Source organism: Bacillus sp. FSL K6-3458 (assembly GCF_038005045.1).
Classification (GTDB): Bacteria; Bacillota; Bacilli; order Bacillales; family Bacillaceae; genus Bacillus; species Bacillus altitudinis.
Window position 1 is genome coordinate 287282 of record NZ_JBBOSI010000001.1, and the last position, 19765, is coordinate 307046.

General features: G+C 42.0%; 19 protein-coding genes and 4 tRNA genes. 19 read left to right on the forward strand and 4 right to left on the reverse strand.

All coding sequences use genetic code 11. The annotated features are described in order from the left end of the window. Nucleotides 1-5: 5 nt before the first annotated feature. Nucleotides 6-887 carry an alpha/beta hydrolase gene (locus tag MHH23_RS01590; protein WP_340958746.1) on the reverse strand — a complete coding sequence of 294 codons (882 nt, stop codon included), beginning with the start codon at nt 885-887 and terminating at the stop codon, nt 6-8. 489 nt (nt 888-1376) lie between these two features. Between MHH23_RS01590 and MHH23_RS01595 the strand changes: the two genes are divergently transcribed. Continuing rightward, nucleotides 1377-1514, forward strand: a complete 138-nt coding sequence (locus MHH23_RS01595; RefSeq protein WP_203143905.1) for a hypothetical protein — start codon at nt 1377-1379, stop codon at nt 1512-1514. Nucleotides 1515-1631: 117 nt separating this feature from the next. On the opposite strand, the gene MHH23_RS01600 is transcribed toward MHH23_RS01595, so the two are convergent. Beyond that, the gene (locus MHH23_RS01600) at nt 1632-2489 is read right to left on the reverse strand and encodes a hypothetical protein (protein WP_268430240.1); all 858 of its coding nucleotides are present in this window, start codon (nt 2487-2489) and stop codon (nt 1632-1634) included. A gap of 109 nt (nt 2490-2598) precedes the next feature. On the opposite strand from MHH23_RS01600, the gene MHH23_RS01605 reads away from it, so the two are divergent. The 3 genes from MHH23_RS01605 to MHH23_RS01615 all read left to right on the forward strand — a co-directional run bounded on the left by MHH23_RS01605 (nt 2599) and on the right by MHH23_RS01615 (nt 5750). Next, nucleotides 2599-3555, forward strand: a complete 957-nt coding sequence (locus MHH23_RS01605) for a DUF4885 family protein (protein ID WP_144668247.1) — start codon at nt 2599-2601, stop codon at nt 3553-3555. 285 nt (nt 3556-3840) lie between these two features. After that, nucleotides 3841-5205, forward strand: coding sequence for a replicative DNA helicase (gene dnaB / locus MHH23_RS01610; RefSeq protein WP_003214779.1), 1365 nt, complete (start codon nt 3841-3843; stop codon nt 5203-5205). A gap of 131 nt (nt 5206-5336) precedes the next feature. Continuing rightward, complete coding sequence (locus MHH23_RS01615) at nt 5337-5750, forward strand: VOC family protein (RefSeq protein ID WP_096882123.1); 414 nt, start codon at nt 5337-5339, stop codon at nt 5748-5750. A 32-nt stretch (nt 5751-5782) separates the two neighbouring features. Here MHH23_RS01615 and MHH23_RS01620 read toward each other — a convergent pair whose 3' ends face one another. Further along, on the reverse strand, nt 5783-6988 hold the full coding sequence (locus MHH23_RS01620; RefSeq protein ID WP_340958747.1) for a cytochrome P450: 1206 nt from the start codon (nt 6986-6988) through the stop codon (nt 5783-5785). Nucleotides 6989-7104: 116 nt separating this feature from the next. Here MHH23_RS01620 and MHH23_RS01625 point away from each other — a divergent pair, with 116 nt between their 5' ends. From MHH23_RS01625 to MHH23_RS01640, 4 genes are all read left to right on the forward strand, one after another. Further along, nucleotides 7105-7707: a TetR/AcrR family transcriptional regulator gene (locus MHH23_RS01625; RefSeq protein ID WP_283775680.1), complete on the forward strand. Its 603-nt coding sequence runs from the start codon at nt 7105-7107 to the stop codon at nt 7705-7707. Nucleotides 7708-7923: 216 nt separating this feature from the next. Then, nucleotides 7924-9219: an adenylosuccinate synthase gene (locus MHH23_RS01630; RefSeq protein WP_007497400.1), complete on the forward strand. Its 1296-nt coding sequence runs from the start codon at nt 7924-7926 to the stop codon at nt 9217-9219. A gap of 132 nt (nt 9220-9351) precedes the next feature. Next, a complete protein-coding gene (locus MHH23_RS01635) occupies nt 9352-10485 on the forward strand; it encodes a DUF418 domain-containing protein (protein ID WP_125590775.1) in 1134 nt (377 codons plus the stop codon). 15 nt (nt 10486-10500) lie between these two features. Further along, nucleotides 10501-10710, forward strand: coding sequence for a hypothetical protein (locus tag MHH23_RS01640; protein WP_340958748.1), 210 nt, complete (start codon nt 10501-10503; stop codon nt 10708-10710). Between the two features lie 30 nt (nt 10711-10740). Here the strand turns inward: MHH23_RS01640 and MHH23_RS01645 are convergent, their stop codons facing one another. After that, nucleotides 10741-11265: a peroxiredoxin family protein gene (locus tag MHH23_RS01645; RefSeq protein WP_039170410.1), complete on the reverse strand. Its 525-nt coding sequence runs from the start codon at nt 11263-11265 to the stop codon at nt 10741-10743. 332 nt (nt 11266-11597) lie between these two features. Between MHH23_RS01645 and MHH23_RS01650 the strand changes: the two genes are divergently transcribed. From MHH23_RS01650 to MHH23_RS01700, 11 genes are all read left to right on the forward strand, one after another. Then, a tRNA-Lys gene (locus MHH23_RS01650) sits at nt 11598-11673 on the forward strand. Between the two features lie 6 nt (nt 11674-11679). Further along, nucleotides 11680-11751 (forward strand) — tRNA-Glu (locus MHH23_RS01655). Nucleotides 11752-11832: 81 nt separating this feature from the next. Beyond that, a tRNA-Asp gene (locus tag MHH23_RS01660) sits at nt 11833-11909 on the forward strand. Between the two features lie 26 nt (nt 11910-11935). Then, nucleotides 11936-12008: transfer RNA gene (locus MHH23_RS01665), tRNA-Phe, on the forward strand. Nucleotides 12009-12355: 347 nt separating this feature from the next. Further along, entirely contained in the window at nt 12356-13063 is a 708-nt protein-coding gene (gene yycF, locus MHH23_RS01670; protein WP_017359978.1) for a response regulator YycF, read from the forward strand. Nucleotides 13064-13070: 7 nt separating this feature from the next. Next, the gene (walK, locus tag MHH23_RS01675) at nt 13071-14909 is read left to right on the forward strand and encodes a cell wall metabolism sensor histidine kinase WalK (RefSeq protein ID WP_007497390.1); all 1839 of its coding nucleotides are present in this window, start codon (nt 13071-13073) and stop codon (nt 14907-14909) included. After that, complete coding sequence (yycH, locus tag MHH23_RS01680; protein ID WP_024718466.1) at nt 14899-16278, forward strand: two-component system activity regulator YycH; 1380 nt, start codon at nt 14899-14901, stop codon at nt 16276-16278. The genes walK and yycH overlap by 11 nt, the downstream gene beginning before the upstream one ends. Continuing rightward, entirely contained in the window at nt 16265-17128 is an 864-nt protein-coding gene (locus MHH23_RS01685; RefSeq protein ID WP_024718467.1) for a two-component system regulatory protein YycI, read from the forward strand. The genes yycH and MHH23_RS01685 overlap by 14 nt, the downstream gene beginning before the upstream one ends. A 6-nt stretch (nt 17129-17134) precedes the next feature. Next, the gene (locus MHH23_RS01690; RefSeq protein ID WP_007497388.1) at nt 17135-17929 is read left to right on the forward strand and encodes an MBL fold metallo-hydrolase; all 795 of its coding nucleotides are present in this window, start codon (nt 17135-17137) and stop codon (nt 17927-17929) included. 81 nt (nt 17930-18010) lie between these two features. Next, nucleotides 18011-19198 (forward strand): S1C family serine protease, encoded by a 1188-nt coding sequence (locus MHH23_RS01695; RefSeq protein ID WP_035704177.1) that lies wholly within the window; start codon nt 18011-18013, stop codon nt 19196-19198. Nucleotides 19199-19266: 68 nt separating this feature from the next. Next, the gene (locus MHH23_RS01700; RefSeq protein ID WP_017368440.1) at nt 19267-19731 is read left to right on the forward strand and encodes a GNAT family N-acetyltransferase; all 465 of its coding nucleotides are present in this window, start codon (nt 19267-19269) and stop codon (nt 19729-19731) included. Nucleotides 19732-19765: the final 34 nt, after the last annotated feature.

Here is a 19765-nt window from a genome sequence, read left to right on the forward strand (position 1 = left end):
GTTCACTACCTTTCTTTCAAGTCTGTAGTTGTTAAAGGGTCTTGATGATAAAATGCAAAACGAAAAGCGTCATTCATCAGCACCGGTAAAACAGACGTATGTCCTTCTTCAGGAAATTCGTGATAGGTCGTATGCAAGCCATACGAGGATAAAGGCAGCATACGATTGGCTAGAGACTTTGCATGAGCATTCATTTGACATGGATGATGTTTTTCTAACTCACCTACACCTACAAGTAGCCTTACATCCATAGGCACTTGACGGATGCGGTTGGTAAATTGGTGTTCTTTTTCTAGAAATAATTCTTTGTTCCAGTGGATAGAAGGACTGCCCGCAATATATGTCTGATAAGCGTCAGGGTGCTCAAATAGTGTGTGTAATACAAAAAGCCCGCCAAGAGAATGGCCAAATAGTGTTTGACGACTCTGATTAATCGGAAAGCGCTGCTCAATGTATGGCTTAACCGTCTTTTCTAAAAAAGAAAAGAAAGCAGAGGCGCCGCCATATGTATGGATGGAGAAGTCCTTTCTTTTACCCCCAATGGAAACGTCAGGGCCGGTAAGAGTGAGATCATAATGCCTAAGCGGATGATAGGGCGTTTCTGTCTGATAGCCAATTCCAACAATAATAGCAGGTACGACACCTGTTTTTTCAGGTCTTCTTGACTGTAAACGGATCGCTTCGACCATTGTGCCAAAAAGTGAATTCCCATCAAGCACGTACATGACTGGAAAACCAGTTTCGGGAGGAGTGGTATTCGGTTTAAATATAAAAAGTCTGTATGGGTGTGTTGTGATATCTAGTTGCTCCGTCCCAGGTATAAAAAAAGGACGGCTTTCTCCAAAAAGTGAATCATCAGTACCCATTCCTTCAGTGCGTTTGGTCATATGTGAAAAATCCCCTTTCTCAAATTGACCTCATATGATGATAAAAGCAGGCTTGCGGATAGTGGATGAGTGTAGTAATAAAAATTTAAATGAAAATGATTCTCAATTATCACGCAAGCAAATCAAATGATAATGTTTATCAATTAGGAAGTCAAATGTTCATAAAGTGGTATAATCGATAATTTGATCTAAATATTCAGAAAATAAAGGACTAACTAACTACCAAATGATTGGAAATAGAGAATGCCGGATTGTGTCATTAAAACAGAGTAGAAATGCCAAAAAACCTTGACAGTCTCAAAATATTTACCATTTTCTTCTGTTTGAATCATGATTAAATATAGGTTTTTCTTCTTGAAAAAATTTTGAGTAAAATAAGTCTATAGACCTTCTTGTATTTTTAGAAAAAAAGAGGTGGATTTTGGGGGAAGTTAGTGTTCTTAATTCACAACTTATTCAATATCATGCTTAAATTCATAGAAAATCTCTATGGAAGACAAGATCGCAGGGGATGTAGGCAGAATGATACCCCCATTAGGAAAACTGAGGCTAAATCTGCTTGAAAATCAGCTCAAGCTGAAAAATACGTTTACAGTGGAGGAATATCATGCAGTGAAGCAATCATGACAAGCACTGTAGAGTGGCGAAATAACATATAACATCAAAAATGAGACAATAAAAAAAGTAAGGGATGTGCCCTTACTTTTTGATCAATTGGTGTACATATCTGTCAACATCATTCACTTAAAATCCATCTGTGACATCATATTCGTAACGGATATCGGCTTTGACATTGCTCATAGTAGATCTCGCCGTAGCTTTTGCGTTGTACTTAAAGCTCCATTTTTGAGCGACTCTTAATTGATCATCCAGAGATATACGATAAGAACCACTTGTTGCAGAGGAGAAAAGTGATTGATACCAAGTGTTACTATCACTAGCCATCAGTTTGTGTGTGACATTCCCTTGGTTGGGTGTTTGAGTGCTAGTTGTCGTAATTGATTTAACTACAGCGCGTTTAGGAACTGTGGAATTATTCGTTAAATCCATTGTAATGACTGAAGAGTCAACTCCTAAAAAATTTAAAGAAGAATTCCCCAAGTTCGTAGCAGTCCCTGTAAAATTGAATGTCCCATTTCCAGATTTAATACGATCTTCAATGGAAACAGTAAAATACATGTTACCGGTATATGTACCACGGGTTACTTTCACAAAATAAGTTTCTGAAGTTGAAGTCACGTCACCAGTATTTGCAAAAATAAAAGGCGTTACTGAATCAGGATTTATAACTTCGGATCCTGTCCTAGAATATTTCGAATTATACACCTCGATGTTCATCCCTGTATATTGCTTATTATATGAACTTCTGACATAAACTCTTTCACCTTTATTGATCGTAAACTGATAATACGCTTCATTTTCACCTTCAGGTAAGATTGTCGTGTCTGAACGACTATTTTTCCAATATCCCATTGAACTTGCAGTGTTAGGGCTGTTATTCCCCGTAATTGCTGCTTCCGCTGAAGTAGGTGCAAAAAAACTAGTAACAAGCGCCAATAATAATGCTGATAATAATAAACGTTTAAAGATAGTATTTGTCATATATTAACCCTCCTTGTAATAATTACTATATCGACATTGAACTAACAAATTTTAACTGAAATGCCGATATATTTAATAATCACTATTTTCTTAAAAAAGGAGAATCAAAATGAATATTAATACGTCATATACAGCCCGTGCTTCGAACAATTTGAACCAAATAGACGCTAAAGGTCAATCAGCTATTAAAAGTACAAACGAAGTAATGACCGAATCTGATAGACGAATGAAAATATTAGATGAAAAATACGAAAAAATAAATGAACAAAATAAACGATTCAAAGATCCTCAGAGTCATATATATGATAAGTATCGAAATCCATACTCTTCTTATTTCAGAAGTGATCTAACTAAAGTGGAGAGAGAAGCTGCTTATACGATGGAAATGAGTTGGGCAAGGAATAATAAAGGTGGACAATATGACTTCAATGATGTTATTTTCCGTAATGAAAAACGGTACGATCCTACCCAAGAAAGTGTAGAAAAGAAACTATTAAATCGTCAGAAGGTAAACGAACAACTGCAAGCTTTGTTTTCTACCAATGGTTTGAACATTCCTAAAAACGCCAATTTAACTTTTACCATTGATCCGAATCATTTTAAATTAGTGGTGAGTGGATCAACTGACGAGTCGCTGGTCAAACAAATAGAAGACATATTGAATACAAGCAACAATACAAGAGAACTATTTTTTCATATTATGAAAAGTAGAAATGATGATTCGACTCAATTCACGCCGGATTCACTTGCAAAGTTCCACCTTGTCAATCAAATCAAAACGGTAACAGGCTACAATTTAAAAGATTTAAGTATTGTAAACGGTCAATTTGTAACGGATACCGGAGCGAATATTTTTGATATCTACAAAGAAGAACTTCTGAAAAACCCATACACAGCAGAAAATGCCCGTATTGCTGCATCACATTATGGTGCACAGCTCTTTGACTTAGCCAAAAACGGATATGATTCTATTCCCGATTTGGTGTTATCTATTGGGTATGAAAACGGGTCTTTATATGATATTGGACAAAAGGTGAATTACGGAGTTAAGAAAACGATAGATTAAAAAACGCACCTGATATTTTCAATATTTGATCATGTGCGTGTACATGCCATGTTGGAGTATCGATCACATGTGTGAACAACAACAGCTACAAATCCCATTAGCGATACAAAGGACTCTATAACAATTTATGTTACAGAGTCTTTTCTATTTGAAGGGTGTTGTTTCGCTGTTCAACGAAACATCGACATGGTAATTTTGACTATAGTTGATGTTTTTCACTTTTTTATTGGTGAAAATGTTAAAATGATGAGTAGCGTATTTTTTTATGAAAGGACGGTGCTTGGCATGACGGAACTTCTCGATGACCGGCTGCCGCCGCAAAATATAGAAGCCGAGCAGGCCGTATTAGGTGCTGTTTTTTTAGAACCATCTGCGCTAACGCTCGCTTCTGAAGTATTAATTCCAGAGGATTTCTATAGAATGTCGCATCAAAAGATTTACAATGCGATGCTTGTACTTGGTGATAGAGGGGAACCGGTTGACCTTGTCACGGTGACATCAGAACTTGCCAATACAGACTTATTGGAAGAGGTAGGTGGGATTTCGTATTTAACAGATATTGCGAACTCTGTCCCAACTGCCGCAAACATTGAATATTATGCAAAAATTGTAGAAGAAAAATCCATTTTAAGACGTCTGATCCGTACAGCGACAACCATTGCACAGGATGGATATACGCGTGAGGATGAAGTGGAAGATCTATTGAGTGATGCTGAAAAAACCATTATGGAAGTGGCTCAGCGTAAAAACTCAGGAGCTTTCCAAAACATTAAAGACGTTCTTGTTCAGACATATGATAATATTGAACAGCTTCATAATCGAAAAGGTGATATCACTGGGATTCCAACGGGTTTCTCAGAGCTTGACCGGATGACAGCTGGCTTCCAGCGAAATGACCTGATTATTGTAGCGGCTCGTCCGTCCGTAGGGAAAACAGCCTTCGCGTTAAATATTGCACAAAACGTTGCGACCAAGACAGATGAAAGTGTCGCCATCTTTAGTTTAGAGATGGGCGCTGAGCAGCTGGTCATGCGTATGCTTTGTGCCGAGGGAAATATCAATGCACAAAACCTAAGAACCGGTAACCTCACAGAAGAGGACTGGGGTAAGCTGACAATGGCGATGGGTTCGCTATCAAACAGTGGGATTTTCATTGATGATACACCTGGCATTAGAGTCAGTGAAATTCGCTCGAAATGCCGCCGTTTGAAGCAAGAAAACGGGCTTGGCATGATCCTGATTGACTACTTACAGCTCATCCAAGGGAGTGGACGATCAAGCGATAACCGTCAGCAAGAGGTATCTGAAATTTCTAGGGCTTTAAAGTCACTAGCAAGAGAACTTGAAGTGCCAGTCATTGCCTTATCACAGCTTTCTCGTGGGGTAGAGCAGCGTCAGGACAAACGTCCGATGATGTCTGATATTCGTGAATCAGGAAGTATTGAGCAGGATGCCGATATTGTGGCGTTCCTTTATCGTGATGATTACTATGACAAAGAATCAGAGAATAAGAACATTATTGAAATTATTATTGCGAAACAGCGTAACGGTCCAGTTGGAACGGTATCGCTGGCGTTCGTGAAAGAATATAACAAATTCGTCAACTTAGAAAGAAGATTTGACGATGCCGGTGTTCCGCCCGGTGCTTAAAGCCCAGCTCAAGAAGCTGGGCTTTTTTTGATCCATCTACATCGAAAGAATGACTGAAAAACAGTCGAAAAGAGGAGGAGTGGGAGAAAAAGAGAGCGTATACTAAAGGGAGAGAAAAGGAGTGATGACTGATGAAGTTTCAACAATTCGAAGCCGCTCAATTACGCATCGCACGTCCGACCGTCAACATGAAAGAGGTTGTTTCTTTTTATGAAGAAGGTTTAGGGCTGAAACGAATAGGCTCATTTGATCAGCATGAAGGGTATGATGGGGTCATGCTTGGGCTTCCTCACCAGCATGTTCATCTGGAAATCACCAAACATGAAGAAGACGAAAGCTTGCCTGTTCCCCACCCAGAGCAACTGCTTGTATTCTATATTCCGGCTGAAGAAGAATTTCAGCAGATGAAAAAGAGACTGATCGCATTTGGCGGACGGCAAGTCACCTCTACAAACCCGTACTGGGATCGAGGAGGCGTGACGATTGAAGATCCAGATGGATATCGAGTGGTGCTCATGAATACAGAAGGAATTACACCTGATTAAGAAAGACTCCCATCTTGTGGGAGCCTTTTTTGTTAGGAACGAGGCGTGACACGGAGCTTCAGTGCTTTTAATCCATACATACCGCTGCTTGTCATTGGGACGTAAGAGAGAAGCTCTAGTGATGCATATCGTGACTGTATGGCTTTGATGGCAGTGCAGGCTTCCAGGCGAGCAAGTGGTGCGCCTAGGCAGAAATGAATGCCGTGGCCGAAGCCAATATGAGGGTTAGGGTGCCGATGTATATCGTACTCATGTGCGTTTGGAAATTGACGCTCATCCCGGTTCGCAGACGCAAGAAAGACAATCACACTGTCTCCCTTTTTCAAGACTTTCCCTCCAAGTTCGGTGTCTTCTGTGACATACCGGACGATGGTAGGCGCAGGGGCACGAAAGCGGACAGCCTCCTCCACTGCACGAGGAATGAGGTCAGGTGATTGAGCGAGCGCTTCATACGACCCCGGATTTTCTAACAAAGTAAAGATCATATTGGAGATCAGGTTGGTGGTCGTTTCGTTGCCTGCTAACAGGAGCAGATTGCAGAAAGGAATTAATTCGTCTGCGGACAGCTTGTCTCCATCTTCCTCCGCTTGAATTAAAAGCGAAATCAAATCATCACTAAGGTTCTGCCGCTTCTCTTCAATGATGTCAGCAAAAAACGCCATCATGTCCGCTTCGCCTTGATCCCGTGTTTTTTGCCATTCAACGACATCTCTTTCTTCTTCACTTTTAGGCATGCTGACGAGAATATCGGACCATTCTTTAAAGGATTGTTTATGTTCTGTTGGCACACCTAAAAGCTCTGCAATGACAATCACAGGAAGCGGATAGGAGATGTCTTGAACAAGATCAATCTCGTCCTTACCTTCTATTTGTGCAATGAGATCATCCATTAACTCTTGAATGCGTGGTTCCCACAATTTCATCACCCGGGGTGTAAAGGCTTTGCTTACAATGGAGCGGATTCGTGTATGTTTTGGCGGGTCCATCATGACCATTGTTTTCATCAGTGAATGTTTCCGGTGGTCTTGAGGAGGTTGACTAGAAAAGGTATCTTTATCGATGGTGACGCGCTTTGCTTCTTCATAGGTGAAGACACTCCATGTTTGGCTGTGTTCATCAAAATGAACAGGGGATTCTTGACGCATTTTGGCGTACCAATCAAATGGGTGATACGGGTCCTGCTTGTTTTTCCCTCTTAATAACGCTTTTTGAACGGCACTAGGTGTTGTTGTTTCCATGATCATCACTCCTTATGGGTTGTCAGATGATTCCTTTTTTTCACTGTGTTAGATTTAAAGGTAATTCATCAGGAGAAAGGATTCAACCAACAGAAAAGCGAAATCTGTTGAAGAAAATGGGAAGGGGAGAGCGGCTTGTGGCGGACTGCTACAGAGGGGATAAGCGCGCAACTGAATCAAAGCAACAATTAAGAAAAGCATTATTTCAGTTATTAAAGGAGAAGGAATGGGGGAAGATTTCTGTACAAGATTTGACGAACAAGGCAGGAATCCATCGCACCACCTTCTATCAGCATTATGAGGATAAGTTTGACTTAGCTCAGCAGGTCATGGATGAGATGTTTGATGTCATGAAAACCGCTATTTTTGCTCCTGTACATGAAAGTGAGTGGAAGAGCGATCATGCAGCATATGTGTATATTTACCGCTTTTATCAGCATTTGCAGGAACATGAAGAGGAGTATCAGATTCTCTTGAAAAGGGGAAGAGAGCTTAATATTCATCAGACGGCCAGTGCTTTTTTTGAAGAAAGCTTTACTTTAGGGCTAGAAGAAGTCACAGGTTCACCACCTGATCCACAACACGTTCCTCTCGAGATGCAGAAGCAATTTGTCATTTCTGCTTATGTTGGAACAGCTGAGTGGTGGCTGAGAAAAGGTAGACCATATTCACCCGACTTTATGGCAAGTTCGATGATTCAATTGATTGAAAATCACTGAACAAACGGAAATGAGAAAAACAGTAATTTTGATCGAAATCTTCTTGTTTAAGCGTAGAATGAGCAATTAAAGCGCTTTTCCTCACATGTAAAACGAACAAAATTTGATTTCGAGATATTAATGTTCGGATTTCACGTTGACTTTTTCATTGTGCATTGATAAAATAAATGTGTTTGAAAGAGATAACGTTTTGAAAGGTTAACGGAGGTGCACGATATGTCTTCAGTAGTCGTAGTAGGTACGCAGTGGGGTGACGAAGGGAAAGGGAAAATTACCGATTTCCTTTCAGAAAATGCAGAGGTGATTGCCCGTTATCAAGGGGGAAACAATGCAGGTCACACAATCAAATTTGATGGAGTGACTTACAAGCTACACCTCATTCCGTCCGGTATTTTTTACAAAGAGAAAACTTGTGTCATCGGTAATGGAATGGTGGTTGATCCTAAAGCGTTGGTCACTGAGCTTGCGTATCTTCACGAACGGAATGTGAGTACAGATAACCTCAGAATCAGCAATAGAGCCCATGTCATTCTGCCTTATCACTTAAAATTGGACGAGGTAGAAGAAGAGCGGAAAGGGGCTAACAAGATCGGTACGACGAAAAAAGGAATCGGACCAGCTTATATGGACAAAGCGGCCCGCGTCGGAATCCGTATCGCAGATTTATTAGATCGTGAAGTATTTGAAGAGAAGCTTGCCCGTAATCTAGAAGAGAAAAATCGTCTTTTAGAGAAAATGTACGACACAGAAGGCTTCAAAATTGAAGATATTTTAGATGAGTATTATGAATATGGTCAGCAAGTGAAAAAATATGTCGTGGACACATCTGTTGTATTGAACGATGCTCTAGATGAAGGCCGCCGTGTTCTTTTTGAAGGGGCACAAGGCGTTATGCTTGATATCGATCAAGGGACATATCCGTTCGTGACGTCATCTAACCCAGTGGCTGGAGGCGTGACGATTGGTTCTGGTGTAGGTCCTACGAAAATTCAACATGTGGTCGGCGTATCAAAAGCTTACACAACTCGTGTAGGTGATGGCCCATTCCCGACAGAACTCCATGATGAAATTGGCGATCAAATCCGTGAAGTTGGCCGTGAATACGGTACGACAACTGGCCGCCCGCGCCGTGTTGGCTGGTTTGACAGTGTTGTTGTCCGTCATGCGCGCCGTGTGAGCGGAATTACAGATTTATCTCTTAACTCCATCGATGTACTGACAGGGATTGAGAAATTGAAAATCTGTGTTGCTTATAAATTGAACGGAGAAATCACTGAAGAATTCCCAGCAAGTCTAAATGAATTAGCGAAATGTGAACCTGTCTACGAAGAAATGCCAGGATGGACAGAGGATATTACAGGTGTGAAGAATTTAAGTGAACTGCCTGCAAATGCCCGTCATTACTTAGAGCGCATTTCACAATTAACAGGTATTCCACTTTCTATTTTCTCAGTCGGACCAGACCGTTCCCAAACGAACGTTGTCCGCAGCGTGTACCGTCCATCATTATAGACTGATCAGACACCAGTAAAATCACACATTTTACTGGTGTCTTTTTTGTTTAAATATTCCTTAATTTCTACGGAACTGACTTCCCGATATTACCAAAATATGATAACTGTATAAAAGGGAAGGAGCATTCTAGTGAAAGAAAGAATACGATTATTAGATATTTTACGAGGTTTTGCGATATTAGGTACATTGGGTACAAACGTCTGGTTTTTTGCATACGCAGGGGATACTTTTGCGACAGATCAGATTGCGGATGAATATGAAAATGGCAGTTTTCTTGAAAGTCTTGTCTCTATGTTCGTTTATGGCAAAATGCTATCGCTGCTCACAATCATGTTTGGCGTAGGGCTAGAGCTGAAATACCAGCAGGCGAAAAGAAAAAATATGACTTGGCCGGGTACATATTTATGGATTCTTTTATTCTTATTGATTGAAGGCTTTGTCCATTTTGCGCTAGTGATGGAATATGATGTGCTCATGAGTTACGCCGTCACGGGTTTGCTTGTGGCGTTTATTGTCCGTGGAGGAAGTCGGCGTATCAAAAAAGGCATGATTGTCTCGGGTGGCCTTCATTTGTTGGTGATGGTTTTTCTCGTTGTATTTTCTTTCTCTGAATTGGAAACTGAATCCTATGACGAGAGCAGTGAACCAGCGTACGAAGAACAACTGCCGGAGACATGGATATCTCAAGTTCAAGACCGATTACAGCACTTTTTGATGTACCGAGAAGAAGCGATCTTTATTATCCCAATGAATACCTTTTTGTTTTTATTAGGTGTGCGGATGATGAGAGCCGGTGTATTTTATGCAAATGAGCGTGGGCAATCTCTGCGGAAAACATTGTTCCGAATGGGTTTGTGGATTGGACTGCCGCTGAATGCGCTCGTCTTCGTACCAAATGACATAGTAGAATTTGTGGTGCGCTATGTGTTTTCGCCATTCCTCTCTATTTTCTATATTGCTGTCGTGGCGAAGCTTCTAGCACGCACGGAGTCATGGTTCATGTGGACTTGGTTTGAATATGTAGGGAAAATGGCGCTTAGCTGCTATATCCTGCAAAATGTCATCTGCTCGCTTCTTTTTTACAGCTGGGGATTGGGTCTTGGCGGTCAAATCAACGCCCCCCTTATCGTCTTGTCATGGTTGTTGATCTCCCTGCTGCAAATCGCCATTTCAGCCCTTTGCTTACACGTCTGGCGAATTGGGCCAATGGAGTATATCCGATCACGGGCACTTCGCCGTGTGACAATGAAGAAAGCATCTTAAAGGGGAATAGATACAATGTTTTTCAAAAAAACGACGAAAAGAGAACAAGCCAATGCACAAAAAGCAGCAGGATCGGCGTTTGTTTTTTATCTTCTAGCATTAGGAGGACATGCGTCTTACGTTTTTTTTCAAGGTGAGAGCACACCTGTGACTTTTGTGATTTTAATGACAGGTCTTCTTGTGTTTTTCACCGCAGATTGGCTATACAACAAAAAACATTCATAAAAAAGAAGCCCTCTGATGAGAGCTTCTTTTTTATTTTAGGCTTTTATATTGGCCTTTTAAATTTTTACGAATGTATTGAATGATTTTGCGCAGTTCGTTGGCATGCGGTCTGCCAAATGGACTTGTTTGTCTTTGCTGATAGAGGACTTGGCCTTTTTCATTTAATAAGAAATAAGCAGGTTCTCCGTGCACCCCATGATCTTCATATGGGGCATCTTCCCCGTGATAGAAGACTTCATAGGCTTTCAATGATGTGAGGTCTTGGTCAGACATGATGGGGAAAGAAAGTCCCTCTTTGTCTGCAAATTCTTTTAAGTCTTCAGGATTATCCGTTGAGATTGTCATTAAGTGAATATCCTTTTCTTGAAAATAGGATTGCTGTTTTTCCAGCTCTTTTAATTCCTCGACACATACTGGGCACCATGATCCTCTAAAGAAAACGATAAGGTGCCAGCTTTGATGCTCCTCTAAATGTTTGTAAAACTCAATGTGATCGCCCTGCACTGTTGGCAGTGAAAAATCGGGCATTTTATCTCCTAATTTAAATGAACTCATCCTATGCTTCCTCCTTTTTCAATCACCATGCTGTTTGTTTCTTGTATAACCAATATTGGTCGGAATCAAACGTTTCTGTGTGCTGGATTGGACAGTAGCCATTAATTAAATGAAGGCGCTTTCGGATTTAGGCGATGTAACAGAAGATATCAAATCCGACACTTTTTTTAAAAAAATGTCGAAAAACGTATTGCCATATGTAATTACTCTATGATATTATAAATCTCGTTGTTGCAAAGGTCTCTGAAACTTGTTAAGATGCGATTTTCCAGCTTTTAAAGCGATTGGTTTGACGCAATACAGCTTCTTCAGATTCACTTTTCACAAACCGAGAGCCATTAGCTCAGTTGGTAGAGCATCTGACTTTTAATCAGAGGGTCGAAGGTTCGAGTCCTTCATGGCTCACCATGTTTTGGCCCGTTGGTCAAGCGGTTAAGACACCGCCCTTTCACGGCGGTAACACGGGTTCGAATCCCGTACGGGTCATTGATTTACTTTAGCGTTAAGCTAATTTTTCCTCACTTGCTTGAAGGAGCACCACGATTGCTTTTTCGGGCAAGTTACTGAGGTCCGGTAGTTCAGTTGGTTAGAATGCCTGCCTGTCACGCAGGAGGTCGCGGGTTCGAGTCCCGTCCGGACCGCCATTTATACATATTCATCTTTTGATGATGGCTCGGTAGCTCAGTTGGTAGAGCAACGGACTGAAAATCCGTGTGTCGGCGGTTCGATTCCGTCCCGAGCCACTTCCAAACGCATCTGCAATCGCAGGTGCGTTTTTATTATGAAAAGAAGGCATAAAAAGGGAGAAGCCGGACCTAGGTAGGGCCCGGCTCCATAAGAAGAAGACGTTACATGTATATAGACGTTTGGTGACTGGAAAAGTTTCAATAAAAAAGGAAAAAGTCATCAAATCTTTTGGGTGAAGTTCTTCTATCCAACGTTTACTAGCAAAGAAAGCCGTTATTATTTTTATCTTTGCCTCGTAAAACGTTATAATAGACAGTGAGCCTTTTTTTCGTAAATGAAGAAGGCGTAATGAGACATGCAAAATGGAATGACATAGATGCTAAAAATGCAGGAGGAAATCACAATGGAAAAAAAGATTCTTGTCGTAGATGATGAAAAGCCGATTGCGGATATATTGGAATTTAACTTAAGAAAAGAGGGCTACGAGGTTCATTGTGCGTATGACGGAAATGAAGCCCTTGAAATGGTAGAAGAAATTAAGCCAGACATTATTTTGCTCGACATTATGCTGCCGAACAAAGATGGCGTTGAAGTATGCCGTGAAGTGAGAAAGAAATATGACATGCCGATTATCATGCTGACAGCAAAAGACTCTGAAATCGATAAAGTCATTGGTCTTGAGCTTGGCGCAGACGATTATGTCACAAAGCCATTCAGTACACGCGAGCTGCTTGCACGTGTAAAAGCAAATTTAAGAAGACAGACGGCTGCTCCGCAATCAGAGGAAGAATCTGAATCAAATGATATCGAGATTGGTTCACTTGTGATCTACCCAGATGCGTATGTCGTGTCTAAGCGTGACGAAACGATTGAGTTAACGCATCGTGAGTTCGAATTGCTTCATTACTTAGCGAAACATATTGGACAGGTCATGACACGTGAGCACTTACTGCAAACGGTTTGGGGCTACGATTACTTCGGAGATGTCCGGACAGTAGACGTGACAGTCCGCCGTCTTCGTGAAAAAATTGAAGACAACCCTAGCCACCCGAGCTGGATCGTAACAAGACGAGGCGTCGGCTACTATTTAAGAAACCCAGAGCAGGACTAAGATTCTTATGAGTAAAGTAGGTTTTTTTCGCTCGATTCACTTTAAATTGACCTTGATTTATGTGCTGCTGATCATTGTCGCCATGCAGATTATTGGCGTGTACTTTGTGAAGCAGCTAGAGCAGTCCTTAATTAATTCCTATGATAATTCCTTGAATCAGCGAATCTACTCGTTATCGTATTACCTAGAACAAGATTCATCGAAAAGCAAGGCAGAATTAAAAGAGGATGCTCAAAAGATATTAAACGATTTTAACAACAAAGATGAGTCTAATGAAATTTCTGAAGTCAGCTATATTGACGAAAGCAGAGAGGTCATTGCCTCTGTGAATAACGGCAGTCAAGAGATTGCCGGGAAGAAAATCACAGATCAAATCATTAGCCGTATTTTCGCGGTTGGCAAAGACTACGAAAAAAAATTCTATGACCCAGAATCGAATAAACGAGTCCGCATATCAGCGACAGCCGTGAAAAATGAGAACCAAGAAACCGTTGGTGTCATTTATGTGGTCTCATCCATGGAAAGTGTTTTTAACCAAATGCGAACGATCAACACCATTTTGGCGACGGGTACACTCATCGCACTTGGGACGACCGCTCTACTTGGTATATTCATATTCAGAACCATTACACACCCAATTTCGGATATGAGAAAGCAAGCGATAGAGCTCGCCAAAGGGAACTTTTCCAGAAAGGTCCGAAAGTATGGACATGATGAGATTGGTCAGCTAGCAACGACATTTAACCATCTGACGAGAGAGCTGGAGGAAGCGCAGCTGATGACAGAGGGTGAGAGGAAAAAGCTTTCTTCTGTTATCGCCTATATGACAGATGGCGTCATTGCCACGAATCAAAACGGTGCCATTATTCTATTAAACAGCCCGGCACTAGAGCTTTTGAATGTTTCACGTGAAACAGCTCTAGAGATGCCGATCACATCCTTGCTTGGCTTAGAAGAAACTCATACATTTGAAGATCTAGTCGAAAATCAAGACTCCATGCTGCTAGAAATTGAACGTGAAGATCAACTGTCTGTTTTGCGTGTCAATTTCTCAGTGATTCAGAAAGAGCATGGGAAAATTGATGGTTTAATTGCAGTCATTTATGACGTAACCGAGCAGGAAAAAATTGATGCGGAACGTCGTGAATTCGTGGCGAACGTATCGCATGAGCTGCGCACACCGCTTACGACGATGCGAAGCTATCTGGAGGCACTCGCTGAAGGTGCGATTGGTGATAAAGAGCTTGCGCCAAGGTTCCTCAGTGTCACGCAAAATGAAACAGAGCGCATGATTAGACTTGTGAATGACCTGCTTCAGCTGTCTAAATTCGACAGCAAGGATTATCAATTCAATCGTGAGTGGACGAATTTTATCAGGTTTATCTCGCTCGTCATTGATCGTTTTGAAATGACGAAGGAGCAGCATGTCGATTTCATCCGCAACTTGCCGCAGCGTGAAATATATGTGGAAATTGATCAAGATAAAATCACTCAGGTGCTCGATAATATCATTTCCAATGCTATGAAATACTCGCCAGAGGGTGGACACATTACGTTCACTGTCGATTTGGATGAGGAGCAAGGTCTTGTGTTATTCAGTGTCAAAGATGAAGGAATCGGTATTCCGAAGAAGGATATGGATAAAATCTTTGAACGTTTTTATCGAGTGGATAAGGCAAGAACAAGAAAGCTTGGCGGAACCGGCCTAGGTCTTGCGATTGCAAAAGAAATGGTTCAGGCTCATGGCGGAGATATTTGGGCTGACAGCATTGAAGGAAAAGGAACAACGGTAACCTTTACCCTTCCGTACAATGAAGAACAAGAGGATGATTGGGATGAAGCGTGAGACCTTTAAAACCATTATATTGACAATCCTAATTGCGATCAGTCTTGTGTTTACGTGGAATATTTGGATGTTCCAGCCCGTCATGCAGGATCAGGCGGATGCCGGCACACAGGTCGTGGAAACGAAGAAGATTTCAAGCGACGAGCCTCGGAGTCTCATTGATGTCGTGAAGCCGCGTGAGATGTTCATCCATTCCAATGGAGAGCATTTCAAAGTGGATCAAAAGGAACTCTTCCAAAACTTTTGGAATGATGTAAGCCTGTGGGATGTCAAAGAGATTGCTGATGTGTCGGACCAATATTCCGAGCAGAAATTTAAGAATTTCTTCTATGGACGCGAGGGGCAAGGCAAAACATTGGATCTTGTGTTCAATGATCCGATTCCGATTGATATTTTTCAAGCGCTGTTTAAATGGCCGAATAAATCCATTGAATACAACTCGTTTGACCGGATGATTGTGCCGTTCGCTCAACCGGATAAGGCCAATAAGAAAGTCTATTTGGTTTCATACAGCAAGGAATCGGTGCTTGAGCTAACGATTGAATCTGCCAACTATCGTAATCTGATGGATAGTATTGCAGCCGCTCAAAACGAGATGCCGCGCTATGATCTATATACTTTCTCTACAAATTCAAAACGAGATTTCCTGCTGCCGCAGAAGCAAAAGCAGCTTGAAGCGAAAATGTTCTTTATCGAAACGATTAAGACAAGCAAATTCAAGGACGCTTTGTTTACAGACCCAAGTCTAGTTGGGGAGGAGTCTAATTTAAACCGGACGGTATATACAGATGGAACGAGTCGTCTTGAAGCAAATCAAAAAGACCACCGCATCCAATATCAGCATCGTAATATCAATTCTAGTACCGTATTCCAAACGGGGGATTTGATCAAGCGAAGCGTGAAGTATTTCAATGATACTGGAAGTTTTACCGATAATTATCAATACTTCGGCATTAACAGCAACCAGCAGCTGTCCTTTAATATGTTTATGGATGGACTGCCGATCGTCAACAGCACAAAACATCCATTTGGTATGACATCACTTGAAGTACAATGGGCGAATGATGACATCTTAAGTTATAAGCGTCCAAACTACATTCTCGGCAACAAAGCGAGTCAGAGTGAACAGGTCAAACTGATGAATGGGACAGAGCTGAAAAACTTGATCATCAAGCAGACGAAGTATGATGATTTAGAGAAAATTGAACAGATTTTCCCTGCCTATCAAGCGACATCCACGGCATCAGATCAGGATCAAGCGATGTTTGTCTGGCTAGAGCCGGTATGGTGTATGAAATATAACGGAAAAACCGTCATCTTATCGAATGATTTGCTGACAGAGGGGAGCGAGAATCATGGAGTGGAATAAGACCAAAACGATCTTTATCCTAGCCTTTCTCGTTCTCGATATCTTTCTAGGTTTTCAATACTTTGAAAAGCGATCGACCGATCATTTTGCGATTATCGAAAAAACAGATACGCTGGAAGAAATGAAGGCAGACGGAATCAAATATGGCAATCTATCAGATGAAGCGAAGATTGGATACCGCATTACAGCTGAGAAAAAGCAATATACGAAAAAGGATGTCGACGGATTAGCTGATCAAAAGACGAAAAGCACATTCCCGAAAACCGAGAAAGATGATCCTGTCACCCTGCTTGAAATGACCTTCAATAAACCAGTCGCATTGCCGAAAAAAGATATGAAAACAGCAGCGACCAATCTTGTGAGCCAGCGTTTACTGGATGGCAAGAATTATAAGCTCTGGAGCATCGATGAAGAAACAGGTGAAATCGTCTTTTTCCAAACGTATAAAGGAAAATACATCTTCCAAGAAGGTCTTGATGACACCGAAACCATTGGGAAGATCACATTGGATGTGAACGATCAAAACGAGGTCGTCTCGTATCGGCAGTCGATGGTGACATCGATTAATGAAGTGAGAAAAGAAACCCTTGTCCCGGCGCTTGAAACGGTGAAGGACTTATATACACAAAATATGCTGAGCCAAAACACGACAGTGAAAAAAGTGGAGCTAGGCTACTACACGCAATACCCAGGTGCAAGCACTCAAGTAATGGTTCCTGTATGGCGAGTAGAGATTGAAGGCGTGGCAACTGGTTCAAAGAAAAAGACAGAAGAAGAATATTTGATCAATGCCATTGATGGCTCAACACTTGATCATATAGAGAAAGAAGACAAATCTTCATTGGAGTGAGAGAACATGAGCTTGCAGTTCAGTGTACTAGCGAGCGGAAGTACGGGGAACGCTTTTTATTTAGAAACCGATGAGCATGCTTTTTTAGTAGATGCAGGCTTAAGCGGCAAACAGATGGTGGAGCTGCTTGGTCAAATCGATCGCAAGCCGGAAGACTTGGACGGAATTTTTGTCACACACGAGCACTCAGATCATATTAAAGGACTCGGTGTGATGGCAAGAAAGTACAAGCTTCCTGTCTATGCAAATGCAAAAACATGGAAGGCGATGGAGTCACATATTGGGAAAGTGGATACGGAGCAGAAATTCCACTTTGATATGGAGACGGTTCAATCATTCGGCGGTCTCGATGTTGAATCATTTGGCGTATCACATGATGCGGCAGAGCCCATGTTTTACGTATTCCATTATGGCGGGCGTAAACTTGCCCTTATGACGGATACAGGCTATGTGAGTGACCGGATGAAAGGGATTATTAAATCAGCCAATACGTTCGTATTTGAGAGCAACCATGATGTCGGCATGCTGCAAATGGGGCGCTACCCATGGAGTATTAAACGCAGAATTTTGAGCGATGTCGGACACGTATCCAATGAAGATGCAGCTCTTGCTATGACAGACGTGATTGGAGACGCCACCTCACGCATTTATTTGGCCCACTTGAGTCAAGACAACAACATGAAGGACTTAGCCCGTATGGCGGTCCAGCAGACGCTTGAAATGAAGGGCTTTGTTGTAGGGGACGGCTTTGATTTATATGATACGGACCCGAAAAAAGCAACCCCGCTTTGCGCCGTATGATTTTTACAATCGTATGATTAAGATAAGAGCTTCTTACCAACACTATATACATCATCTATTCACTGAAAGGAAGGAAACATAGTGGATTATCGCGATGTAGAGTGGAAGCCGAGACGAAGCAGAAAAGGATATTTCCTATCTGGTCTGATCGGTGTATTGGTAGGAGCTTTTTTAATGGGATTCTTTTTCCCCTATGTGTCTGGACAAAGCGGCAGCCCCTTTGGCTGGCAATCAGCTGGAGATCAGCAGGCATCAGATGGCCCTTTAAAGACCGTCAATGTGAACGTGAATGATGCGGTCACAAAAGTGGTATCGAGTATGTCGGATACGGTTGTCGGCGTCATTAACATTCAAAAGTCGAGCTTTTGGGAAGAAGGCGGTGAAGCAGGCAGCGGGTCAGGTGTGATTTATAAAAAAAAGGGTGACACCTTTTATATTGTGACCAACCATCATGTCATCAAAGGCGCAAACCAGCTTGAAGTGAGCCTTCAGGACGGGACAAGGATCGGGGCAAATCTTGTCGGCAGTGATCAGCTTATGGATTTAGCGGTACTCACGGTCAAAAGTGATAAGATCAAGAAAACCGCCGCCTTCGGCAATTCAGACCATGTCAAACCAGGTGAGCCTGTCATCGCCATTGGAAATCCATTAGGCCTTGAATTTGCTGGCTCCGTCACACAAGGTGTGATTTCTGGAACGGAGCGTGCGATCCCTGTTGATTCTAATGGTGATGGACAGACGGATTGGAATGCGGAAGTTTTGCAAACGGATGCCGCCATTAATCCTGGGAACAGCGGCGGAGCCTTGATTAATATGGACGGGAAAGTGATCGGCATCAATTCAATGAAGATTGCTGAGTCAGAGGTGGAAGGGATTGGGCTGTCTATTCCTGCGAACCTGGTGATCCCTGTCATAGAGGATTTAGAGCGCTATGGAGAGGTGAAGCGTCCGTACCTTGGTGTTGGGATGAAATCACTAGCAGATATTGCGAGCTATCATTGGCAGGAAACGTTAAAACTGCCATCAAAGGTCACAACCGGAGTCGTCGTGATGAGTGTCGAGCCTTTGTCTCCAGCAGGGAAAGCAGGGTTAAAAGAGCTGGATGTCGTGACGTCGTTTGACGGCAAGGAAGTACAAAATATCGTCGATCTGCGTAAATATCTTTATCAAAAGAAAGTAGGCGACAAGGTAAAGGTGCAATTTTACCGAAGCGGAAAGAAAAAATCAGTCGAGATCAAACTCTCCCAAACCGATCAGTTCGGTGGCTAGCCAGTTCCTATAAGGGACTGGCTTTTTTTACATGCCCGGCATATGATAAAGAAAAGGGGGAGATACGATTGGTCACATTACTACCAATGTCGCAAACAGATTATGACGTCTTGATAGAGAAGGCCATTAAGCGGTACGCAGAAGAAAAGGTACACGCAGGGACATGGAATCAGGAAGAAGCGCAAAAGAACGCAGAGGAACAATTTGACCGGCTGCTTCCTGAAGGACTTCAGACAGAAGATCATGAGTTGTGGAACATCTTACATGGAGAAGAAGCCATTGGATGGGTATGGCTTTGCTATGATCCAGATCATCCCCAGCATGAAGGATTTATTTATAATTTTATTTTGTTTGAAGCGTATCGAGGAAAAGGATTGGCAAAACAGGCCATGACGGCATTAGAAGAGCAGGCAAAGTCATTAGGTGTGAAGAAACTATCGCTGCATGTCTTTGCCCATAATCAAATCGCCCGCTCACTTTATGAGAAAACGGGATTTGCTGAGACTGGGATTTACATGAGCAAGCCTTTATAAAAAAAGAGAAGTACCGTGCAGTGAGCGTACGGTA

Coding starts and splice junctions, on each gene's coding strand:
- dnaB (WP_003214779.1), top strand. CDS start 3,841: ATGACGGAACTTCTCGATGACCGGCTGCCGCCGCAAAATATAGAAGCC.
- MHH23_RS01590 (WP_340958746.1), bottom strand. CDS start 887: ATGACCAAACGCACTGAAGGAATGGGTACTGATGATTCACTTTTTGGA.
- yycH (WP_024718466.1), top strand. CDS start 14,899: ATGAAGCGTGAGACCTTTAAAACCATTATATTGACAATCCTAATTGCG.
- MHH23_RS01690 (WP_007497388.1), top strand. CDS start 17,135: ATGAGCTTGCAGTTCAGTGTACTAGCGAGCGGAAGTACGGGGAACGCT.
- MHH23_RS01640 (WP_340958748.1), top strand. CDS start 10,501: ATGTTTTTCAAAAAAACGACGAAAAGAGAACAAGCCAATGCACAAAAA.
- MHH23_RS01645 (WP_039170410.1), bottom strand. CDS start 11,265: ATGAGTTCATTTAAATTAGGAGATAAAATGCCCGATTTTTCACTGCCA.
- walK (WP_007497390.1), top strand. CDS start 13,071: ATGAGTAAAGTAGGTTTTTTTCGCTCGATTCACTTTAAATTGACCTTG.
- MHH23_RS01620 (WP_340958747.1), bottom strand. CDS start 6,988: ATGGAAACAACAACACCTAGTGCCGTTCAAAAAGCGTTATTAAGAGGG.
- MHH23_RS01605 (WP_144668247.1), top strand. CDS start 2,599: ATGAATATTAATACGTCATATACAGCCCGTGCTTCGAACAATTTGAAC.
- MHH23_RS01630 (WP_007497400.1), top strand. CDS start 7,924: ATGTCTTCAGTAGTCGTAGTAGGTACGCAGTGGGGTGACGAAGGGAAA.
- MHH23_RS01600 (WP_268430240.1), bottom strand. CDS start 2,489: ATGACAAATACTATCTTTAAACGTTTATTATTATCAGCATTATTATTG.
- MHH23_RS01685 (WP_024718467.1), top strand. CDS start 16,265: ATGGAGTGGAATAAGACCAAAACGATCTTTATCCTAGCCTTTCTCGTT.
- MHH23_RS01625 (WP_283775680.1), top strand. CDS start 7,105: ATGGGAAGGGGAGAGCGGCTTGTGGCGGACTGCTACAGAGGGGATAAG.
- MHH23_RS01595 (WP_203143905.1), top strand. CDS start 1,377: ATGGAAGACAAGATCGCAGGGGATGTAGGCAGAATGATACCCCCATTA.
- MHH23_RS01615 (WP_096882123.1), top strand. CDS start 5,337: ATGAAGTTTCAACAATTCGAAGCCGCTCAATTACGCATCGCACGTCCG.
- yycF (WP_017359978.1), top strand. CDS start 12,356: ATGGAAAAAAAGATTCTTGTCGTAGATGATGAAAAGCCGATTGCGGAT.